The sequence below is a fragment of the Neorhizobium petrolearium genome (genome assembly GCF_029854435.1).
Taxonomy (GTDB): Bacteria; Pseudomonadota; Alphaproteobacteria; order Rhizobiales; family Rhizobiaceae; genus Neorhizobium; species Neorhizobium petrolearium.
The window spans coordinates 3,970,688-3,991,049 of sequence record NZ_CP123000.1 but is presented as its reverse complement, the minus strand read 5'-3'; the positions used below and the strand labels follow the sequence as shown (position 1 = coordinate 3,991,049).

Sequence of the window (20,362 nt, the reverse complement as noted above, 5' to 3'; positions counted from 1 at the left end):
GCTGTTTCTTTCGTCGCCTCACTTGATCGCCTGACGTTAAGGCGATGCCGCAGCCGCAAACTTGGGGCATATCATCCGTGTGTCATTTCTTCGTCACATGCGTATGATGCAGGAAAGGGATCATCGCCGGCGACGACCGATGGCGCTCGGCAAATCGGAGAAGATATTGCGAGGAGACCATCTACGAATGCGGGGCGGAGAGCGACTTGCCGCCACTTTTCGCCGGGGTCTTGCGGGGCTCTTCGGTTTTGGATTCGTCGTAAATCTGCTGCTGCTTATTCAGCCGATTTACATGCTTCAAGTCTACGATCGAGTGCTGCCATCGGCCTCCATCGAGACGCTGATTTATATTTCCATCATCGCTCTCGGCACTCTTTTTCTGCTTGGTATCGTCGATAGCGTGCGTGCGATCATGGCCAGCCGGCTTGCCAGCCGTCTCGAAGTCGCGGTTGGCGCGGACGCACTTCAGGCTTCGATGGCCGGTCCCCGCGCAAGCCTTGGCGATGTCCAGCCGCTTCGCGACCTTCAGACCGTCCGAGGCTTTACTTCCGGGCGAGGGCTCTTCGCCTTTCTCGATCTGCCCTTCGCTCCTTTTTTCATCGCGCTTCTCTATCTTATCCATCCAAATCTCTTCTGGCTGACAGTGATGGGGGTGGTCGCCCTCGTCGCGATCGCGATAGCCAACCAGTGGGCGAGCGACAAGGCAGCAGGCGATGCCGGCACTCGTCAGATGAATGCGACGCTTGCCGCCCAGGCTTTCGTCCGGAATGCGGAAAGCCTGAAGGCGATGGGAATGAGGCCCAACATCGTCCATCGCTGGGGTTCGGAAGAGGCTCTGTCTCTCGCCGCACAGGATCGCGTGAATTCAACCAATGCCCTCTTTGCCGGCCTTTCGCGCGTCCTGCGCCTGAGCCTCCAGATCGCCACCCTCGGTTATGGCGGCTATCTCGTGCTTGCCGGCGAGATGACAGCAGGGATGATCTTCGCCGCCTCACTGATCTCCGGGCGCGGTCTCCAGCCGATCGATCAGGTAATCGGTGGCTGGAAGGGGTTTATCGAAGCGCGCAAGGCGTGGAAGCGCCTGACCGAGGCTCTTGCCGTCGTGAGACCGGCCGAGACGCGCACGGAACTTCCTGCCCCGCGGGGTGAGGTGAGCTTCGAAGCCGTCATTGTCTTTCCTCCGGCAAGTGAGGCAGCGGGCCGCGCGAGTGCGCAGGCCGGCGAGCCATTGTTGAAACGCATCAGCGCGACGATTCCCGCAGGCGCATGTGTGGCCATCATCGGGCCTTCCGGGGCGGGAAAAACCACCCTCATGCGCACGTTGATCGGAGCCATCGAGCCGAGATCGGGTGCTGTGCGGATCGACGGCGCCGACATTCGCAATTGGGACCCTGATCATCTTGGCCAATATATCGGCTATCTCGCGCAGGACGTCGAGCTTCTGCCGGGAACCATCGCGCAGAATATCGCCCGCTTTGATCCGAATGCCTCCAGCGAGGCCATCGTCCGCGCAGCCCAGAAAGCGCAGGTGGACGATCTCGTTCTGAAACTGCCGAAAGCCTACGACACGATGATCGGACCCGGCGGCTTCCAGCTTTCCGGCGGGCAGCGCCAACGTGTTGGCCTCGCCCGGGCCTTCTTCGGCAAGCCGAAGATCCTGGTCCTCGACGAGCCGAACGCAAATCTCGATATTGAGGGCGAGAAGGCTCTAGAGCGAGCGCTTGCGATGGCGAAAGCGGAGGCGATCACCGTCCTCATCGCAACGCAAAGACGCTCGGTCGTCGAAACAGCGGACCGCATCATGGTCATGCGTGATGGAAGCCTGGAAGAATACGGCCCTCGCGAGGAGGTACTTCGGCGTCAGGCCGAAAAGGCGCAGGCTCTGCGGGAGAGCCAAAGGCGGGGTGCCGGCAATGCCTCGCAGCCTGTTGTGCTTGGACAGTTTGCCAGTGTCACCGATGTCAGGCGTTGAGGCAGCTGCCGGAGAATGACGGAGATGAACGACAAAGCAGATTGGGCCAGAGGTGTTCCGACCAGTACGCGGCGGGTCGCGGCTGTCGGGCTTGGCGCGACCTTTCTTTTCATCTTTGGTTTTGGCGCCTGGGCATCGCTTGCTCCGCTGGCCGGCGCCGCCGTTGCGCCGGGTGTCGTTGCTGCTGCCGGGCAAAACCAGCGTGTTCAGCATCTGGAAGGTGGTATCGTCGACAAGATTCTCGTTCAGGAAGGCGCCCGCGTCAAAGCCGGGCAACCGCTCTTCGAACTCGATGGAACCAGTGCTCTCGTCCAGTACAATCGAATCCAGAAGCAACTCGTTGCCCTTTCGGCACGCGCCACGCGGCTTACGGCCGAGCGGGATGGCGTCGATCAGCTTGTCTTTCCGGAAAGTCTCGAAAGAACGACCGGGCCGGGAGGCGAAAGCGACGTCCTTGCCGAGCAGTCGGCCGAATTCACGGCACGCCTGGCACGCCACCGTCAGGAAGCTGCCATCCTGCAGCAACGTATCAATGCGCTGAATGATCAGATCGAAGGAATGGCAGCTCAGCAGATCGCAGTGGAACGGCAGATCGAGGTCGTCCAGGAGGAAGCAGAACGGAAGAAGGGGCTGCTGGACAAAGGCCTGACGGATCGGTCCGAGTATACGGCTCTGCTGCGAAGCGAGGCCGACCTTCTGGGCGAGCTTGGCCAGACGAAGGCGTCCATTCTGACATCGCGCACACAAATCGCCGAAGCCGAGGAACAAATAGCCAGGCTGAAGACGCAGCGCGTCGAGACGGCAATCTCCGAGCTCAACGAGGTGCGCGTCCAAATTGCTGACGCCGATGAGCAGCGACGTGCGGCCAAGGCCATTCTAGACCGGATCGTGATCCGGTCGCCGAGCGACGGGATCATCGTTGAAATGGCATTTAACAGCCGCGGGAGTGTTGTCCGTCCGGGCGACACCCTGCTCGAACTTCTTCCAACCGCATCCAGCCTGATGATTGAAGCACGCGTTTCCCCGCAGGATGTGGACGTCATCAAGGTGGGGCAAGAGGCGCGGTTGCGCTTCAGCGCGCTCAATACACGCACGACGCCGACCGTTGATGCGACCGTGTTCTACCTCTCGGCTGACCGGCTGGTCGATCAGAACAACAATGACCAGCCCTACTACACCGCGCGGTTGCGCATGACCGATGCGCTGCCGCCGGAAATCAAGATGGAGCAGATCTATCCCGGCATGCCGGTGGAAACCTACATCAAGACGAGCGAGCGCACCTTTTTCGAGTATCTGACGAGACCGATCGTTGACAGCTTCAATCGGGCGTTTCGGGAGGACTAAGCCGAAGACGTCGCTAAGCATAGACGATCGGCACGTAGGACCTGCCCGTCCTTGCTAATTAGCATATGTCAAGCGACTGTCGTAGTCGGCTGCTATGTCAAGCCATCCATCGTCCTCCAACAAGGGGTTGCATAGATGTCCTTCTTCTTTTCCCTCCCACGGCTCTATTTTGGGACCCGCCTGGCCGATCATATCGAGGGTAGCCCAGGTAACGACATCATCACCGGTCTTGGCGGTGATGACCGCATCGAGGCAGGCGCGGGGAATGACTTAGTCATTGCGGGGGACGGAAATGATCAGATCGAGGGCGGCGACGGCAGCGATCTGATCTCCGGCGGGCGGGGTTTCGACACTGCGATCTATTCGGGAAGCATATCCGATTATCGCCTGCCGCAGATCACACGCCTGTCCGACATCTTCTTTACGATGACCGACGCCGATGGTGATCAGGATATCCTCAACGATATCGAAGCCATCCGCTTTACCGCGAGCAGCTATACGCTCTATCTCGATGGCCGCAACAATGCCGTGCTTGCCGGCGACGATGCAGTGTCGACGGATGAGGACGGCGCACTTGCGATCAGTGCGCGCGACCTGACTGCGAACGACCGGGACTTCGATGGAGACCAGATCTCGGTCACTGCCGTTTCGGGGACAAGCACGGCCGGCGCATCCGTCTCGCTTGCGAGCGGTGTCGTCTCCTACGATCCAGGCAGTATTTTCCAGCACCTGAACGAAGGCGAAACCGCCGTCGACAGCTTCACCTATACGGTTGACGACGGCAGGGGCGGCACCGGCACTGCAACCGTGGAAGTGACGATCACCGGTGCGAATGATGCCGCTGTCATTACCGGAGATGCTAGCGGGTTGGTAACCGAGGCTGGTGGTGCCGGATCGGGAACGCCGGCCGCGACCGGCCGGCTCGTCGCCGACGACGTCGATAATGACGATCGCTTCCGAGCTGCGGGCGACCAGTCGAGCGTTATGGGCTACGGTACCTACAGCATCGACGAAGAAGGCAACTGGACCTATACGCTCGACAACGACAATGCAGATGTCGATGCGCTCGGCGATGGTGAGAGCCTCACCGACAGTTTCCCAGTCGTGAGTACGGACGGGACCGAACAGGACGTTACGATTACTATCAACGGGGCGGATGAAGCCGCTCCCGTCGCACCGCGCATAAACGAAATCCACTACGACAATGCCGGCACCGATACGGGCGAATTCATCGAGATCCGCGTCGCTGTCGGCGCCGATGTCTCCGGACTCTTGGTCGAACTCTATAACGGAAATGGCGGCTCCACCTATGGTTCGGCGGACGTTTCCAGCCTTTCGATGACCTCGGACGGCGAATACGACTATTACGTATGGGAGTTGCCGGCCAACGGCGTCCAGAACGGCGCGCCGGACGGCGTGGCGCTCTCCGATAACGGAACGCTGATCGAATTCCTGTCTTATGAAGGCAGCTTTACGGCGTCGAACGGAGCGGCTGCGGGCACGACCTCGACCGATATCGGTGTGGCGGAGGCGGGCAACGAGACTGCAGGCCTGTCGCTGCAGCGGACCGGTGACGGTCCGGCCGATTGGGTCGGTCCCCAGGACCAGACCCCAGGTGCCGCCAATGAAAGTGATCCCGGCGGTGGCGGTGAGCCGACCGCCTATCTCATTTCCGAGGTTCAGGGCAGCGGTACTGCCAGCTTCCTCGTCGGCGAATATGTGCTCGTTTCTGCAATCGTGACTTACACGGTTGCAGACGGCTTCTACCTTCAGGAGGAAGACGGCGATGCCGATGGGGACAGCACTACTTCGGAAGGCATCTTCGTCTTTACCGGGGGAACTCCGAGCGTGACCGTCGGCGACTATGTGGAAGTCGCCGGAACGGTGGCCGAATATTTCGATTTTACCGAAATCACCGATGTCACCGACATCATCTCCATTTCGAGCGGCAACGCTCAGCCGAGCTCGGCGGCGATCACTCTTTCACCGGACTTTGCCGCCAATCTCGAACATTACGAGGGAATGGCGATTACGCTGGCAAGCGGCACGGATGACCCGCTGACCGTGATCGAGAATTTCGATCTCGACCGTTATGGCGAAATCACGGTGTCTGCCGGCTCCCAATATCAGCCCACTCAGATTTATGACCCCACCACGCAGCAGGAAGAGATCCAGGCGCTGATGGAGGCCAATGCCAACAATCGGCTGACCCTGGACGACGGTTCGTCCGCCCAGAATCCGGACGAGTTCCGTTATGTCCCTGCCTCTGTCGGGGACAACGGCAACGGTTATCTGGATGCCGGCGATACATTCACCGAGGACGGGCCGACGCTGAGGCTCGGGGCGGAGCTCGTCGGATCGGTCGACGGTGTCCTCAGCTATAGTTTCGGTGAATACAAGATGCTGGTCGACGGCGTCCTGCCGGTCGACGAGACGACCAACGGGCTTGCCCGTCCGGATGCGCCGGACGATCTCGGTGGCCGGCTGACGGTGTCCAGCTTCAATCTTCTCAACTTCTTCACCACCCTGGATGATGGCTCCGGTGCGGGGTCGGGTCCCAACAATCTAGAGCCTCGCGGTGCGACCACTGCGGAGGATCTGGCGCGTCAGACCGACAAGATCGTGGAAGCAATGTTGCAGATCGACGCCAGCGTCTTCGGCCTGCAGGAGCTGGAGAACAATGGTTTCGACGATGCTTCGGCAATCGCAACCCTCGTCGACGCCTTGAACGCGGCCGCCGAACCAGGCGTAACCTATGCCTTCGTAGACCCGACCGAACCCGGTTCCGACGGCTTTATCGGGACGGATGCCATTACCACCGGCCTCATCTACAAGACCAACGAGGTCAGCCTCGTCGCATCTGATTTCCTTGTCTTCGACGACGGTGACCAGCAGCAGAGCCGGCCGGCCGTGACGGCGACATTTGCGGAGATTAGCACCGGCGAGCAATTCACCGTCTCGGTTAATCATCTGAAGTCGAAGGGCGGTACCGGTACGGGCGCCGATGCCGATCAGGGGGACGGGCAGGGCGCTTTCAACGCCACGCGGACGGCAGCCGCACAGCAACTCGCCGAATGGCTGTCGGCTGACAATCCTGACGGCTATCTTGCGCAAAACGACGTCAGCGATAGTGATGTCCTGATTATCGGTGACCTCAATTCCTATGCCCAGGAAGATCCGGTCGATGCCCTTCGGGATGCAGGCTATGCCGATCTGATCGACAGCTTCATCGGCCAGGAGAACGCGTTCAGTTACATCTTCGACGGACAGCAAGGAACGCTCGATCAGGGGCTATCTTCGCAGTCTCTTGCCAGCCAGGTCAGCGGTGTGGCGGAATGGCACATCAATGCGCAGGAACCCGATCTGCTCAGCTATTCCACCGAGTTCAAGAACCCGGCCTTCTACAATGACGATGTCTATGGAACGTCGGACCACGACCCATTGCTGATCGGCCTCAATCTGGGAGACAACGTGCTCGTGGCTTGATCTCCGGTGCGGCACGACGGCAGCGGAAGCTCTGCTGCAGTGAACTCGCCACAGTGATACGGCCCGGACCGCAAGATGGCCCCTGCAATAACATTTCCACGCATCGGAGTGCCAAAGGGTGCTCCGATGCGTGGAAATCGTGGAACGATCAAGATAAAGGGCGCCGCATTCCCAGGTTCGGCTTCGGCGCCTTCCGGACGTTGACGACCGAAGCGTTTCAGGGGTCGGGAACGACGACCAGTTTGCCGACGAAGTTCTTGGCCATGAAATCCGTTTGCGCCCGGTGGAATTCCGACAGCGGATAGACGCCGCCGACCAGCGGCCGGATTTTTCCGCTTTCGATATAGCCGACGAGGCGACGGAAATCGGCGCGGCTGCCCTGGCTGGAGCCGTGCAGTTCCAGTTGCTTCAGATACATCGTGCGTAGATCGAGTTGCACGACCGGGCCGGCAATCGCGCCTGCGGTCGTGTAGCGGCCCTCGGGACGTAGGATTTTCAGGAGATCATTGAACATAGGGCCGGCCACGAGATCGGCGACGACATCGATCGGTTCGCCGCCTGTCGCCTCGGCCACGGCATCGATGAGATCGCCCTTGCCGCGCGTCACCACCGCTTCGGCACCGATATCGAGCATGGCGCTTTCCTTGCCGGGGCCTGCGACGGCGATGGGAATGGCGCCGCGCGCCCGCGCAAGCTGGATGATCGCCGAGCCGACGCCGCCCGAAGCACCGGTGACAAGCACCCGTTCACCGGCTGAGAGCCTCGCCCGCTCCAGCATTCGCTCGCCGGTCAGATAGGCACAGCAGAACGTGGCAAGCTCGATGTCGCTCATGTCTGTGTCAACCACATGAGCGTTCTCGGCCGGCAGCGTCATGTATTCGGCATAACCGCCGTCGCGGCCGTGCCCCATGTAATCGATGTCCGCGAGGCTGTCGTCCTCACGGTTATAGATGGAGAAATCGACCATCACCCGTTCGCCGATCCGCGCCGGATCGACGCCCTCGCCGACAGCGACGACGTGGCCGACGGTATCGGCGCCCTGGATGCGTGGGAAAGTGAGCGTGTTGCCCTGCCGCCGCCAGGTGGAGACGGCGCCGGGGTCATCCTCGGTGCCATAGGCACCCTGGCGCACCCAGACATCGGTATTGTTCATACCGCAGCCTGTCACGCGGATGAGAACCTCACCCGCGAAAGGTTTCGGCACCAGAACGTCCTGCTGGTAGACGAGCTTGTCGAGCCCACCGTGGCCGGTCAGCAGGACCGCCGCCATCGTTTCGGGGATTGAAACCATAATGTCTTTTCTCCCGTCAGCGGTTGGCGAAGACATTTTCGATCGCTTCAGCCGTCGCCTTTACGACGATATCCGCTTCCTTACGCGTGAGGCAAAGGGGCGGCGCAAAGCCGAGGATATCCCCCTGGGGCATCGCGCGGCCGATGACGCCGCGCTCCAGAAGTGCAGTTGCAATCTGCGGTCCGATCTTCTGAGAGGGATCGAAGAATCTCCGATCGTCCTTGTCCTCCACGAATTCGACCGCTGCCATGAGGCCGTCACCGCGCACCTCGCCGACATGCTTGTGGTCGGCAACGGCTTCGGCAAGCCTGGAGCGGAAATAGCCCCCGGTTTCGGCGGCATTCCGCACCAGTCCCATCTCGTCGATCAGTTCGAGATTGGCGATACCGGCTGCCGCGCAGATCGGATGGGCTGAATAGGTCCAGCCATGACCGATCGCACCGAGCTGATCGGAACCCTGTACGAGGACCTGCCAGAAACGGTCGGAGACGATTGTGCCGGACAACGGTGCATAGGCGGAAGTCAGACCCTTGGCGATGGTGATGAGGTCCGGCTTCATGCCGTAATGGTCGGAGCCGAACATCGTGCCGAGGCGGCCGAAGCCGGTCACGACCTCGTCGGCGACGAGCAGGATTTCATATTTCTGAAGCACGGCCTGGATCTTTTCCCAGTAACCTTTCGGCGGCGGAACGATGCCGCCGGTGCCGAGGATCGGCTCACCGATGAAGGCGGCGATCGTCTCTGGACCTTCCGAGAGGATCAGTTCCTCCAGCTTGTCGGCGCAATTTTGCGAGAACTGTTCCTCGCTCATCGACCGGTCCGGCCGGCGGAAATAATAAGGCGCTTCTGTATGTACGATCGGCACGCGCGGCAGATCGAAGGCCTTGTGGAAGAGTTCGAGGCCGGTGAGGCTGCCGGTCATGACGCCGGAGCCGTGATAGCCACGCCAGCGCGAGATGATCTTCTTCTTTTCGGGCCGGCCGAGGATGTTGTTGTAGTACCAGATCAGCTTGATGTTGGTCTCGTTGGCATCGGAGCCGGAAAGGCCGAAATAGACCCTGGACATGCCCTCCGGCGCCCGGTCGACAATCATCTTGGCAAGCGTGATCGAGGCTTCCGTGCCATGCCCGACATAGGCGTGGTAATAGGCGAGATTCCTTGCCTGTTCGGCGATGGCATCGGCGATCTTCTGGCGGCCGTAGCCGACATTGACGCAGTAGAGACCGGCAAACGCATCGAGGCTGGTGCGGCCGTTCTTGTCGGTGATGTAGACACCTTCGCCGCTGCCGATCACCCGGGTTGGCGTTTCTCCGCGCGCATGCATACCCATATGGGTCGACGGATGGAAGAAATGGTCCCGGTCCCAAGCGGTGAGTTCGTTGTTTCTTTCGAGCATGGTTCTATCCTTCAAGGTTATGGGACCACTCAGGCGGTGGTGTCGATGCAGAGGTATTTGAGTTCGGTGAAGGCCTCGATGCCGTGGCGGGAGCCCTCGCGTCCGACGCCGGACTGTTTCCAGCCGCCGAAGGGGATCGGCCCGCCGGTGATCTTCACGCGATTGATCGCGACCATTCCATATTCGAGCGCGCGCCCAAGGCGCATCTGTCGCGCGCCGTTTTCGGTGACCACATAAGCGACGAGCCCGTATTCGGTGTCGTTGGCGCGGGCGACGACTTCTTCTTCCGTGTCAAAGGCCGTGACGGCCGCGACCGGTCCGAAGGTTTCCTCGCGCATGATGGCCGCATCTGCCGGCACATCGGTGATAAGCGTCGGTTCGAAGAAAAGCGGACCGGCCTTGTGCCGCTCGCCGCCAGCCAGCAGTCTTGCGCCCTTGTCGAGCGCATCCTTCACCTGCGCCTCGACCTTCATCACGGCCCGCTCATGCATCAGCGGGCCGATATCCACGCCTTCGGCAAGCCCGTCGCCGACCCTCAGAGCGGCGATCCGCCTGGCGAAAGCCGCATTGAACGCATCGAGGATGGGTCGCTGGACGAATATCCGGTTGGCGGCGAGGCAGTCCTGGCCAGAGGTCGCGAACTTGGCGGCAATAGCGATATCGGCGGCGCGATCGATATCGGCGTCGTCGAAGATGATCAGGGGCGCATGGCCGCCGAGTTCCATCACCAGCCGCTTCATCGTGGGTGCGCATTGAGTGGCGATCAGCCGGCCGACCTCGGTGGAACCGGTGAAGCTCATCGCCCGCACCTGTGTATCTTCGCAAAGTCGACCGACGATGGTGGCGGCATCGCCCGTCACGACGTTGAACACGCCCGCCGGTATTCCGGCGCGTTCGGCGAGTTCGGCAAGCGCGAGTGCTGAAAGCGGCGTTTCGGAGGAGGGATGGGCAACGACCGTGCAGCCGGCGGCAAGCGCTGCCCCCACCTTGCGTGTCACCATGGCGGAGGGGAAGTTCCACGGGGTGACGACGCCAACGACGCCAAGCGCTTCCCGCCGGACGATCATTTCCGCGCCCAGGAGATGGCTGGTGACGCTCTCCGCATTCACGCGCTTGCCCTCCTCGGCATACCACTCGATGAAGGAGGCCGCATAGTCGATCTCTCCGTGGGATTCGGCGAGCGGCTTGCCCTGTTCCAGCGTCATGAGTAGGGCTAGATCCTCCTTGGCTGCCAGCATCAGGCGGCACCATTCCCTGAGGATTGCTGCCCGTTCCTGCGGCAACTTTGCCCGCCAAGCAGGAAAGGCGGCCGTGGCGGCATCGATTGCCGCGCTGGTCTCTTCCGCGCCGAGGCTCGCGACCCAGGCAAGCGTCGCAGAAGAGGTGGGATCGGTGACCTGAAAGCTGCTGCCCCCGGCGCCGGCAACCCAGCGCCCATCCACATAGGCTAGATCGCGCAGCAGGTGACGGTCGGTGAGACGCGTCAGGGCCTCGTGATAGGCGGGGCGAGCAAAAATTGCGGTCATGGCCAGATCCTCGTTCAGGGTCGTGGCCCAAGTATCGCCTCGCTGAAGCGAGAGATTGTCCATTCCTGAGCGGGAAAAGAGAGAGATGGTCTAAACTGACCCGGCCTTGCAGAGAGATTGTCTAGGGCTGCTGACTATCGTCTCTCCCGAAGAGAGCAGCAAGGGGCACGCCCGTTTCCTCCTTCACGGTCTTAGTGACGATGTAGGTGAAATAGCGCTCGATGCCGAGTTCGCGGTTGAGCAGGTTGTCGATCAGGCGCTGGTAGGCGTCGATATCGGAAGCAACGATCTTCGCGATATAGTCGACGCCGCCGCCGACGGACCAGCAGGCGGTGATCTCCGGAATCGCCGCCACGACCCGCTCGAAACGGTCGAAATCGATCTGGCGATGGTTGGCGAGCGTGATCTCCACCATGACGCTGGCGATCGGCGCGATCTTTCGCGGCGCAAGCCGGGCATGATAGCCGGCGACGATGCCCGCCTTTTCAAGCTTGCGCAGGCGCATCCAGCAGGGGGTCGGAGAGAGGCCGACCTTTTCCGCCAGCGCCAGCTTCGTGATGCGGCCATCATTCTGGACTGCTTCCAGAATGCGTAAGTCTATGGCGTCAAGCTTCATGGAGGTTCCCGTCTGCATCACTGTTGAGAAAGACAATGAAAATTCGTTTTGCCATTGTCAATTGAACTGATTTTAAGCACAGTCGAATTCATGACAAATTGGCGTCCCGATCCATCCCAGCTCCGCCGACCGGCCTATCTTTCGCTCGCCGAGCAGATCGCGCGCGCTATTCAGGAGGGCAAGCTTGTCAACGGGACCAAGCTGCCGACCCATCGCCGTATGGCCGAGGATCTTGGCCTGTCGGTCCAGACGGTCAGCCGGGCCTATGACGATCTCATCCGCCGCGGGCTGATTTCCGGCGAGATCGGGCGTGGCAGTTTCGTGCAGACGCAGCCACGCGAGCCGGAACCACCCTACCTGCCGGAGAGGCTTGGCGAGGTGATCGACCTTTCGATCCTGAAACCGGTCTGCGAGCAGATCCATGTCGAGAAGATGCGGCAGGCTTTTGCCTGGCTCTCTGAAAACCTGCCGGCGAGTTCCGCCTTGTCGTTCCGGCCCAACATGGTCTTCCCGCGTCATCGCGCCGTCGCCACTGAATGGCTGGCGCGTTGCGGTTTGGACGTTTCGCCGCTCAATGTCAGCTTGACCAACGGGGCGACGTCGGGGATGACAACGGCGTTGATGAGCGTCGCACCGCCCGGTTCGACGGTCGCCACAGAAGTAGTCAGCCACCATACGCTCGTTCCGCTCTCGACCTATCTCGGCCTGCATCTCGAAGGGCTGGCGATCGACGAGGAGGGCATGATCCCCGAAGCGCTGGACGAGGCCTGCCGCAAGGGTCCGATCCGGGCGATCTTTCTGCAGCCTTCGGTCATCAACCCGATGGCCGCTCTGATGAGCGCGGGTCGTCGGGAGGCGCTTGCGGCGGTTGCCTCCAGGCATGACATCGCCATCATCGAAAACGACGTTCTCGGTCCGATGGTCGAGGGCCGCGCACCGCCGATGGCCGCGTTTGCGCCGGAGCGGACGCTCTACGTGACGACATTTACCAAGACGACTGTTCCAGGATTGCGGATCGGATATCTTGTCGCGCCGGACCGCTATGTTGCCGCCGTCGCGAACCGACATCTGGTCTCCAACTGGATGGCAACGCCGGCGATGGCGGAGATCGCGACGCGCTGGGTCGCCGATGGCACGGCCATGGAATTGGTCGCCTGGCAGCGCCGCGCGCTTGCCAGCCGTCATGCCATCGCTGCCGAAATGCTGGCGGGTTTGCCGTATCGGGCGCATCCCCAGAGTCTGCATGTATGGCTACCGCTTTCCTGCGGTCATACCGAAGATGCCTTCGTGGCGCAGGCTCGGTTGCGCGGCGTCGGGATCGCGCCCGGCAAGTCGTTCCATACGACCGATCACGGGTGGACGCCCGCCGTCCGCATCTCGCTCGGATCGACGACGGAGAGCGAACTGCGTACCGGGCTCGGGATCGTTGCTTCGCTGGCGCAGGGAAACCCTCAAGAGCTGCTGCTTGCGATTTGATGCTGGCGCCTGTGGTTTGTGCAGGTAAACAAATATTGTCATGATATTATTTTCCGAATTGACATGATTTCGAGAGGCCGTCATCGTTGATGCATTGCTTGTCTCAACAGGGAGAGACATGAATGCCGTCACCCATCATCCGTATCGACAACATCGTGAAGAGGTTCGGTCCGCTGACCGTTCTCGACGGGTTATCAATGGATGTGATGCCGGGGGAGAAGCTGGCGCTGATCGGCCCTTCCGGCTCGGGCAAGACGACGATCCTGCGCATCCTGATGACGCTGGAATCGATCAGCGGCGGACATATCGAGGTCGACGGCGAGCAGCTTTATCACATGAAGAAGGGCGCCGATCTGGTTCCCGCCGACGAGCACCATCTTCATCGCATGCGCAAGAAGATCGGCATGGTCTTCCAGCACTTCAATCTGTTTCCGCACAAATGCGTTCTCGACAACATCACGCTGGCGCCGATGCTGACCCAGGGCGTGGCGCGTTCAGACGCCGAAAAGCGGGCGATGGAATTGCTGGACATGGTCGGCATGGCGGACAAGGCGAAAAGCGTGCCGGCGCAGCTTTCCGGCGGTCAGAAGCAGCGTGTGGCGATCGCCCGTGCGCTCGCGCTTTCTCCGAAGATCATGCTGTTCGACGAAGTGACGTCGGCGCTCGATCCCGAACTCGTCGAAGAAGTGCTGAGTGTCATGAAGCGGCTCGCGGCCGAGACCGACATGACCATGCTTCTCGTGACGCACGAGATGGGCTTTGCCCACGATTTTGCGGATCGCGTGCTGTTTTTCGATCGCGGCAAGATCGTTGAGGAAGGTAGGCCGGAGGAGATTTTCAGCAATCCCAGGCAGGAGCGCACGCAGACGTTCCTTCGCAAGATCATCGCGGCGGGGCACCGCGTCTGACCGCCGGCGGCGGCGACATAGCCCGAAGACATAATCAGGAAACCAGAGGAGTAGGGAACAATGAAGACAAGAATTCTCGCAACCGCTGCCAGCATTGCGGCCTTTATCGCCGTTGCCGGCGGCATGTCTGCATCCGCAGCGGATTTGGAGGAGCTTAAGGAGCAGGGGTTTGCCCGTATCGCCATCGCCAACGAGCCGCCCTATACGGCAGTCGGTGCCGACGGTAAGGTGTCGGGTGCGGCGCCTGATGTCGCCCGCGTCATTTTCGAGCGTCTCGGCGTCAAGGAGGTCGTTGCCTCGATCTCCGAATATGGCGCGATGATCCCCGGCCTTCAGGCCGGCCGTCACGATGCCATTACCGCCGGTCTGTTCATGAAGCCGGAGCGTTGCAACGCGGTTGCCTATTCCGAGCCGATCCTTTGCGATGCGGAAGCTTTTGCCGTCAAGAAGGGCAATCCGCTGAAGCTGACGAGCTACAAGGACATCGCCGACAACACCAATGCGAAAATCGGGGCACCCGGCGGCGGCACCGAGGAGAAGCTCGCGCTTCAGGCCGGCGTGCCTCGCGATCGTGTCATCGTCGTGCCGGACGGGCAGAGCGGTCTCAAGATGCTTCAGGACGGTCGCATCGATGTCTATTCGCTTCCGGTTCTTTCGATCCACGATCTGCTCGACAAGGCGAAGGATCCAAACCTTGAGGTCGTCGCACCGGTCGTCGGTGCGCCGGTCTATTGCGATGGCGCGGCCTTCCGCAAGCAGGATGTAGCGCTGCGCGATGCCTTTGATGTGGAGCTCAAGAAGCTGAAGGATTCTGGCGAGTTCGCCAAGCTCATCGAACCCTACGGATTCTCCGCCAAGGCTGCGATGTCGACCACCCGCGACAAGCAGTGTGCTGCCGCGCAGTAATGAATTTACCCCTTACGCCGGGTGCACCGGCGGTGCCGTGTCGGCCTTCTCCCTCGCTCACGGGGAGAAGGTACCGGCAGGTGGATGAGGGGCAAACTCGTCGGAAGAGACTGGGAAACAAGGCCTGATGATCGACTGGTCCGGCTATCTGTCGCTGATTCTGGAAGGCGCACTGGTAACGCTGCAGCTGACTATTATGGGGTCGGCTCTCGCGCTGGTGATGGCTTTCCTGGCCGGGCTCGGCCGGCTGTCGCGCTTCTTCGTCGTGCGGGCGCTTGCTACGACCTACATCGAGTTCTTCCGCGGCACGTCGATCTTCGTGCAGCTCTTCTGGGTCTATTTCGTGCTTCCTTTTGCGGGGCTCACTCTCACGCCCCTTCAGGCGGGGGTTCTGGCGCTGGGGCTGAACGTCGGCGCTTACGGCGCAGAAGTTGTCCGCGGTGCCGTGAAGGCGATTGGACGGGAGCAGGGGGAGGCTTGTATCGCCCTCAATCTTTCCCGCTATCAGCGCCTGCGCCACGTAATCCTGCCGCAGGCGCTGCCCTTGATGCTGCCCACTTTCTGCAACAACGCCATCGAGCTTTTGAAGGGCACGGCCGTCGTATCGCTGATCTCGCTGACGGACCTGACTTTTCAGGCGCAGGTCGTCCGTGCTCAGACCGGCAATACGCTCGTCCCCTTCACGACGATCCTCATTCTCTACTTCGTCATGGCCTGGGCGATTTCAACGGCGATGCGCTGGCTGGAGCGGCGGATGACGCGCAGCCTCGATGGCGTGAGGACCTGACCATGGAATGGGATTGGGATTTCGTCTGGCAGATCATGCCGACCCTTCTCGAAGGGTTCAAGATCACCATACTGGCGACCATTCTCGGTGCGGCGGTGGCTGCGGTGATCGGTCTCGCGCTCGCCATTGCGCGCCGTTCGCCGATCGCCGCGGTCTCGCGCACCGTTGGCTTCGTCTCGGAATTCATCCGCGGCACGCCGCTTCTCGTGCAGCTCTATTTCATCTTCTACGTGCTGCCGGATATCGGCATCCGGCTGTCTCCGCTGGTCGCGGGCGTGATCGGCATCGGCGTCCACTATGCGACCTATACGGCCGAAGTCTATCGGGCCGGCATCGAGAACGTGCCGCGCGGCCAGTGGGAAGCGGCGAGAGCGGCAAATCTCACCACACGGCAAGCCTGGATCCATGTCATCCTGCCGCAGGCCTTGCCACCGATGATCCCGGCGCTAGCCAATTATTTCATCGCGATGTTCAAGGAAACGCCGCTGCTCTCGGCCATCACCGTGCTGGAGCTGATGAACCAGGCGAAGAGCATCGCCAACAGCAACTACCGCTACATCGAGCCGATGACACTGGTCGGCGTCTTCTTCCTCGCGGTCAGCCTGGTTTCAGTCGTCGGACTGTGCTGGCTCGAGGAACGCTATGCCCGGATGGATGACTGAGATGACTTCTGTTGAGATAAGCCTCGCCGGCAGGAAGCCGCGACTGGACGACCGCCCGCTCCAAAAGCGGATCGGCCTCATCATTCTCGCCACCGACCACACGACGGAAGCCGATTTCCAGCGCATGGTCGCGAGCGAGCGCATCGGCGTCTATGTCAGCCGCATTCCCTATGCCAATCCGACGACGCCGGAGAACCTGTTAAAAATGCAGCCGGTGCTGACCGAAGGCGCCTCGCTTATCCTACCGGACGAGGCGCTGGATGCGGTCATGTATTCCTGCACCTCCGCCTCGGTGGTGATCGGCGATGCACGGATCGAGGAGGCGATCCGCGTCGCCAAGCCGGATGTTCCCGTCGTGACGCCGACGGCGGCATCCGTGAAGGGCCTCAAGGGGGTGGGCGCAAGCCGCATCTCGATCCTGACGCCCTATACCGTGGAAACGAGCCGGCCGATGGCCGACTATTTTGCCGGCCTCGGCTTCACGATCGACCGTTTCACCTGCCTGGGTTTCGAGGACGATCGCGAAATGGCGCGCATCGCCCCGGACGAGATCGTCTCGCTTGCCTGCGAGGCAATGGCGCCGGAGTCGGAAGCGCTTTTCATCTCCTGCACGGCGGTCCGCGCTGCACTGGTCGCGGCACGCATCGAGGCCGAGATCGGCAAGCCGGTCGTCAGCAGCAATCTCGCCACAGCCTGGGCCTGTCTGCGGCTCTGCGGCGAAATTGCACCGCGTCCCGAACTGGGCATGCTGATGACGAAGCCCTATCCGGAAGGCTGAGCTGATGAGGGAGAAGACCTTGCCGGTTCAGATCGATAATATCCGCGCCGCCGCCGCGCGTGTCGATGGCCGCGTACTCCGCACCCCAATGGTGGAGTCGGGGGCGCTGAGTGAACGCGTTGGTGCGCCGGTTCATCTGAAGCTGGAGCATCACCAGACCACCGGCAGCTTCAAGCTGCGCGGCGCGACCAACGCCGTTCTGTCCCTTTCTGCAGAAGAGCGCGCACGGGGCGTCGTGGCCGCGTCTACCGGCAATCACGGCCGGGCGCTCGCCTTTGCCGCGAGAGCGGAAGGTTCGCTTGCGACCATCTGCATGTCGTCGCTCGTGCCGGAGAATAAGGTCTCGGAAATCCGTCGTCTCGGCGCACGTGTTCGCATCATCGGGCGTTCGCAGGACGAGGCGCAGGAGGAGGTGGCTAGGCTGGTCACGGAAGAGGGGCTGGTCGTGGTGCCGCCCTTCGATCATCCGGCGGTCGTCGCGGGGCAAGGCACGCTCGGCCTTGAGATTGTCGCGCAGGTGCCGGAGGTCGAGACTGTTCTGGTGCCGCTGTCCGGTGGCGGGCTTGCGGCCGGCATTGCCGCTGCTGTGAAAGGTTTGAAACCATCGGCTCGAGTCATCGGCCTGACGATGGAACGCGGTGCGGCAATGAAGGCGAGTCTTGATGCCGGCGGGCCGGTTCTGGTTGAGGAACTGCCGAGCCTTGCGGATTCGCTCGGCGGCGGCATAGGCCTCGATAACCGCGTCACCTTCCCCATGTGCCGCGAACTTCTCGATGACGTGGTTCTGCTTTCCGAAGCCGAGATCGCGGCCGGGATGCGGCATGCCTATGCCGTTGAGCGCGAAGTCATCGAAGGTGCTGCAGCCGTCGGCATCGCGGCGCTGTTGGCGGGCAAGGTCGCAAGTCGAGGCCCGATCGTCGCCATTCTCTCCGGCCGCAACGTCGACATGGAACAGCATCGGCGGGTGATCAACGGCGACGTGATCTATGGCAAGGACGCCGCATGAGCCGGATGGTCATTCTCACCGAAAAAGACCTGCGCAAGCTCGTTCCGCTCGATCGTGAGGCGGTTGCTTGTGTCGAAGATGCCTTCCATGCGCTCGCCACCAAGCCGGTCGCCATGCCGCCTATCCTGCGACTTGATATTCCCGAACATCGCGGCGAGGTGGATGTGAAGACGGCCTATGTGCCGGGCATCGAAGGTTTTGCCATCAAGATCAGCCCCGGCTTCTTCGACAATCCGAAGATCGGCCTGCCGAGCACGAACGGCATGATGGTCCTCCTGTCCAGCCGCACCGGTCTCGTGCAGGCGCTGCTGCTCGATAACGGCTATCTGACCGATGTCCGGACGGCCGCGGCCGGCGCGGTTGCCGCAAAACATCTTTCGCGTCCGGATTCGACCGTTGCGGCGATCTTCGGTGCGGGTATGCAGGCGTGCCTTCAGCTTGAGGCTCTGACGCTGGTCCGTCCGATCCGCGAGGCACGCATCTGGGCACGCGACGCCGCAAAAGCAGAGGCCGTGGCTGCCGATCTGACGACCAGACTCGGGTTTCCGGTTCGCGCCGAGGCCGATCCAGAGGCCGCGGTCGCGGGTGCCGATATCATCGTCACCACCACACCGTCGGAAAAGCCGATCCTGAAGGCAGACTGGCTGCGGCCCGGTCAACATGTGACTGCCATGGGCTCTGATGCCGAGCACAAGAACGAGATAGATCCGGCGGCGATTGCCAAAGTCGATGTCTACGTCGCCGACAGCCTGAAACAGACGCGGCGGCTAGGGGAGTTACATCATGCCATAGAGGCAGGGCTCGTTTCACCGGATGCGGAGTTTCCGCAACTCGGTGAAGTCGTCGCCGGCCTTCGCCGCGGTCGCGAGAGCGTCGGACAGATCACGCTTGCCGACCTCACCGGTACGGGCATCCAGGATACCGCCATCGCCACGCTTGCCTTCGCGCGAGCGGATGCCGCCGGCGCTGGCACCGCATTCGAAAGCTGAGCCGACCTTGTGCCGGATAATGAAGGGAAGAAACATGACCCAGCCCAATCTCAAATTCTCGCTCGGCGAATATGCCGCGCGGCTGGAAAAGACACGGCGCGCCATGGAGGCGAAGGGGATCGACCTGCTGATCGTCAGCGATCCATCCAACATGGCCTGGCTGACGGGTTATGACGGATGGTCGTTCTATGTGCACCAGGCCGTCATCGTGCCGCCGTCCGGCGAGCCGATCTGGTTTGGCCGCGGACAGGACGCCAACGGTGCCAAGCTCACGGCGTATCTGAAGCATGAAAACATTGTCGGGTATCCGGACCACTACGTGCAGTCGACCGAGCGCCATCCGATGGATTACCTCTCCGGCATCCTCACGGATCGCGGCTTCGGCACGCTGACGATCGGCGTCGAGATGGACAATTACTGGTTCTCGGCCGCCGCTTTCGCTTCCCTGCAGAAACACCTGCCGAATGCCCGCTTCGTGGATGCGACGGCGTTGGTGAGCTGGCAGCGCGCGGTCAAAAGCGAGACGGAGATCAAGTACATGCGCAATGCGGCACGCATCGTCGAGGCGATGCATGCGCGAATCTTCGACAAGATCGAGGTCGGCATGCGCAAATGCGATCTCGTCGCCGAGATCTACGATGCCGGCACGCGCGGCGTCGACGGGATCGGGGGCGACTATCCGGCAATCGTGCCCTTGTTGCCGTCGGGAAGGGAGGCATCGGCGCCGCATCTGACTTGGGACGACCGGCCGATGAAGGAGGGTGAGGGCACCTTCTTCGAGATCGCCGGCTGCTACAATCGCTATCATGTGCCGCTGTCGCGCACGGTCTTCCTCGGCAAGCCGACGCAAGCCTTTCTCGATGCGGAAAAGGCGACGCTGGAAGGCATGGAAGCCGGTCTCGCGGTCGCCAAGCCCGGCAATACCTGCGAGGACATCGCCAACGCCTTCTTTGCGGTGCTGAAGAAATACGGGATCGTCAAGGACAACCGCACGGGCTACCCGATCGGTCTTTCCTATCCGCCGGACTGGGGCGAGCGCACGATGAGCCTGCGCCCCGGCGACCGCACCGAGTTGAAGCCCGGCATGACCTTCCATTTCATGACCGGCCTCTGGCTGGAGGACATGGGTTTCGAGACGACGGAGAGCATCCTCATCACCGATACCGGCGTCGAATGCCTGGCGAACGTGCCGCGCAAGCTGATGGTCAAGGATTGAGAC

General features: G+C 61.6%; 16 protein-coding genes. 12 read left to right on the top strand and 4 right to left on the bottom strand.

Annotation, left to right across the window (positions count from 1 at the left end; translation table 11 throughout):
* The first annotated feature begins 187 nt into the window (after positions 1 to 187).
* The 3 genes from QEO92_RS19480 to QEO92_RS19470 all read left to right on the top strand — a co-directional run bounded on the left by QEO92_RS19480 (position 188) and on the right by QEO92_RS19470 (position 6,802).
* Complete coding sequence (locus QEO92_RS19480) at positions 188 to 1,972, top strand: type I secretion system permease/ATPase (protein WP_227704125.1); 1,785 nt, start codon at positions 188 to 190, stop codon at positions 1,970 to 1,972.
* A gap of 24 nt (positions 1,973 to 1,996) precedes the next feature.
* The gene (locus QEO92_RS19475; RefSeq protein WP_037153315.1) at positions 1,997 to 3,316 is read left to right on the top strand and encodes an HlyD family type I secretion periplasmic adaptor subunit; all 1,320 of its coding nucleotides are present in this window, start codon (positions 1,997 to 1,999) and stop codon (positions 3,314 to 3,316) included.
* Positions 3,317 to 3,451: 135 nt separating this feature from the next.
* A complete protein-coding gene (locus QEO92_RS19470) occupies positions 3,452 to 6,802 on the top strand; it encodes an ExeM/NucH family extracellular endonuclease (RefSeq protein WP_227704124.1) in 3,351 nt (1,116 codons plus the stop codon).
* A 217-nt stretch (positions 6,803 to 7,019) separates the two neighbouring features.
* Here the strand turns inward: QEO92_RS19470 and QEO92_RS19465 are convergent, their stop codons facing one another.
* The 4 genes from QEO92_RS19465 to QEO92_RS19450 all read right to left on the bottom strand — a co-directional run bounded on the left by QEO92_RS19465 (position 7,020) and on the right by QEO92_RS19450 (position 11,631).
* On the bottom strand, positions 7,020 to 8,093 hold the full coding sequence (locus QEO92_RS19465) for an alcohol dehydrogenase family protein (protein WP_037153311.1): 1,074 nt from the start codon (positions 8,091 to 8,093) through the stop codon (positions 7,020 to 7,022).
* A 16-nt stretch (positions 8,094 to 8,109) separates the two neighbouring features.
* A complete protein-coding gene (locus QEO92_RS19460; RefSeq protein WP_227704123.1) occupies positions 8,110 to 9,489 on the bottom strand; it encodes an aspartate aminotransferase family protein in 1,380 nt (459 codons plus the stop codon).
* 29 nt (positions 9,490 to 9,518) lie between these two features.
* Positions 9,519 to 11,015, bottom strand: coding sequence for an NAD-dependent succinate-semialdehyde dehydrogenase (locus tag QEO92_RS19455; protein WP_227704122.1), 1,497 nt, complete (start codon positions 11,013 to 11,015; stop codon positions 9,519 to 9,521).
* A 121-nt stretch (positions 11,016 to 11,136) separates the two neighbouring features.
* Entirely contained in the window at positions 11,137 to 11,631 is a 495-nt protein-coding gene (locus tag QEO92_RS19450; protein WP_037153800.1) for an Lrp/AsnC family transcriptional regulator, read from the bottom strand.
* A gap of 90 nt (positions 11,632 to 11,721) precedes the next feature.
* Between QEO92_RS19450 and ehuR the strand changes: the two genes are divergently transcribed.
* The 9 genes from ehuR (at position 11,722) to doeA (ending at position 20,359) form a co-directional block, all read left to right on the top strand.
* On the top strand, positions 11,722 to 13,107 hold the full coding sequence (gene ehuR / locus QEO92_RS19445) for a MocR-like ectoine utilization transcription factor EhuR (protein ID WP_227704121.1): 1,386 nt from the start codon (positions 11,722 to 11,724) through the stop codon (positions 13,105 to 13,107).
* Between the two features lie 122 nt (positions 13,108 to 13,229).
* The gene (gene ehuA, locus QEO92_RS19440) at positions 13,230 to 14,015 is read left to right on the top strand and encodes an ectoine/hydroxyectoine ABC transporter ATP-binding protein EhuA (protein ID WP_227704120.1); all 786 of its coding nucleotides are present in this window, start codon (positions 13,230 to 13,232) and stop codon (positions 14,013 to 14,015) included.
* Positions 14,016 to 14,075: 60 nt separating this feature from the next.
* Positions 14,076 to 14,921 (top strand): ectoine/hydroxyectoine ABC transporter substrate-binding protein EhuB, encoded by an 846-nt coding sequence (gene ehuB / locus QEO92_RS19435; RefSeq protein WP_037153300.1) that lies wholly within the window; start codon positions 14,076 to 14,078, stop codon positions 14,919 to 14,921.
* Between the two features lie 127 nt (positions 14,922 to 15,048).
* The gene (gene ehuC / locus QEO92_RS19430) at positions 15,049 to 15,708 is read left to right on the top strand and encodes an ectoine/hydroxyectoine ABC transporter permease subunit EhuC (protein ID WP_037153298.1); all 660 of its coding nucleotides are present in this window, start codon (positions 15,049 to 15,051) and stop codon (positions 15,706 to 15,708) included.
* A gap of 2 nt (positions 15,709 to 15,710) precedes the next feature.
* Entirely contained in the window at positions 15,711 to 16,370 is a 660-nt protein-coding gene (gene ehuD / locus QEO92_RS19425) for an ectoine/hydroxyectoine ABC transporter permease subunit EhuD (protein WP_227704119.1), read from the top strand.
* Position 16,371: 1 nt separating this feature from the next.
* The gene (gene eutA / locus QEO92_RS19420; RefSeq protein WP_227704118.1) at positions 16,372 to 17,148 is read left to right on the top strand and encodes an ectoine utilization protein EutA; all 777 of its coding nucleotides are present in this window, start codon (positions 16,372 to 16,374) and stop codon (positions 17,146 to 17,148) included.
* Positions 17,149 to 17,152: 4 nt separating this feature from the next.
* Complete coding sequence (eutB, locus tag QEO92_RS19415; protein ID WP_227704117.1) at positions 17,153 to 18,154, top strand: hydroxyectoine utilization dehydratase EutB; 1,002 nt, start codon at positions 17,153 to 17,155, stop codon at positions 18,152 to 18,154.
* Positions 18,151 to 19,143, top strand: a complete 993-nt coding sequence (gene eutC / locus QEO92_RS19410) for an ectoine utilization protein EutC (protein ID WP_227704116.1) — start codon at positions 18,151 to 18,153, stop codon at positions 19,141 to 19,143. Before eutB ends, eutC begins: the two co-directional genes overlap by 4 nt.
* Before the next feature lie 34 nt (positions 19,144 to 19,177).
* On the top strand, positions 19,178 to 20,359 hold the full coding sequence (doeA, locus tag QEO92_RS19405; protein ID WP_227704115.1) for an ectoine hydrolase DoeA: 1,182 nt from the start codon (positions 19,178 to 19,180) through the stop codon (positions 20,357 to 20,359).
* The last annotated feature ends 3 nt before the right edge of the window (positions 20,360 to 20,362 follow it).

Excerpts from the sequence above, each read along its gene's own strand:
- QEO92_RS19480 (WP_227704125.1), top strand. The coding sequence starts at position 188 with ATGCGGGGCGGAGAGCGACTTGCCGCCACTTTTCGCCGGGGTCTTGCG.
- QEO92_RS19475 (WP_037153315.1), top strand. The coding sequence starts at position 1,997 with ATGAACGACAAAGCAGATTGGGCCAGAGGTGTTCCGACCAGTACGCGG.
- QEO92_RS19470 (WP_227704124.1), top strand. The coding sequence starts at position 3,452 with ATGTCCTTCTTCTTTTCCCTCCCACGGCTCTATTTTGGGACCCGCCTG.
- QEO92_RS19465 (WP_037153311.1), bottom strand. The coding sequence starts at position 8,093 with ATGGTTTCAATCCCCGAAACGATGGCGGCGGTCCTGCTGACCGGCCAC.
- QEO92_RS19460 (WP_227704123.1), bottom strand. The coding sequence starts at position 9,489 with ATGCTCGAAAGAAACAACGAACTCACCGCTTGGGACCGGGACCATTTC.
- QEO92_RS19455 (WP_227704122.1), bottom strand. The coding sequence starts at position 11,015 with ATGACCGCAATTTTTGCTCGCCCCGCCTATCACGAGGCCCTGACGCGT.
- QEO92_RS19450 (WP_037153800.1), bottom strand. The coding sequence starts at position 11,631 with ATGAAGCTTGACGCCATAGACTTACGCATTCTGGAAGCAGTCCAGAAT.
- ehuR (WP_227704121.1), top strand. The coding sequence starts at position 11,722 with ATGACAAATTGGCGTCCCGATCCATCCCAGCTCCGCCGACCGGCCTAT.
- ehuA (WP_227704120.1), top strand. The coding sequence starts at position 13,230 with ATGCCGTCACCCATCATCCGTATCGACAACATCGTGAAGAGGTTCGGT.
- ehuB (WP_037153300.1), top strand. The coding sequence starts at position 14,076 with ATGAAGACAAGAATTCTCGCAACCGCTGCCAGCATTGCGGCCTTTATC.
- ehuC (WP_037153298.1), top strand. The coding sequence starts at position 15,049 with ATGATCGACTGGTCCGGCTATCTGTCGCTGATTCTGGAAGGCGCACTG.
- ehuD (WP_227704119.1), top strand. The coding sequence starts at position 15,711 with ATGGAATGGGATTGGGATTTCGTCTGGCAGATCATGCCGACCCTTCTC.
- eutA (WP_227704118.1), top strand. The coding sequence starts at position 16,372 with ATGACTTCTGTTGAGATAAGCCTCGCCGGCAGGAAGCCGCGACTGGAC.
- eutB (WP_227704117.1), top strand. The coding sequence starts at position 17,153 with ATGAGGGAGAAGACCTTGCCGGTTCAGATCGATAATATCCGCGCCGCC.
- eutC (WP_227704116.1), top strand. The coding sequence starts at position 18,151 with ATGAGCCGGATGGTCATTCTCACCGAAAAAGACCTGCGCAAGCTCGTT.
- doeA (WP_227704115.1), top strand. The coding sequence starts at position 19,178 with ATGACCCAGCCCAATCTCAAATTCTCGCTCGGCGAATATGCCGCGCGG.